Here is a 296-nt window from a genome sequence, read left to right as displayed (position 1 = left end):
CGCTGCACCATCCGCTGCCCGCGGCGCCCCCCCTCGTCAGCCTCATCGTTCCGACGCGCGACCGCCTCGATCTCCTGCGTCCCTGCATCGACAGCCTGCTGGAGCGCACGGACTGGCGGCCCCGCGAGATCCTGATCTGCGACAACGGAAGCGCCGAGCCCGAGACCCACCGCTATTTCCGCGACCTCTCAGAGCGGGGGCTCGCCCGGATCGTGCCTTGCGACGGGCCGTTCGATTTCGCCGCCATGAACAATGCGGCGGCGCGCCTCGCGCGGGGCCGCGTCCTCGCCTTCGTC

1 protein-coding gene is annotated in these 296 nt (G+C 71.6%); it reads left to right on the top strand.

The genetic code is table 11. From position 1 onward, the window contains the following. On the top strand, positions 1 to 296 hold a 296-nt coding region (locus CVH10_RS19435; protein WP_146143109.1), incomplete at both ends, for a glycosyltransferase family 2 protein.

Source organism: Halomonas sp. ND22Bw (genome assembly GCF_003011945.1).
Taxonomy (GTDB): Bacteria; Pseudomonadota; Gammaproteobacteria; order Pseudomonadales; family Halomonadaceae; genus Halomonas; species Halomonas halophila.
Note: the sequence above shows the minus strand (reverse complement) of the source record. Positions and strands in the feature narration are given on the sequence as shown.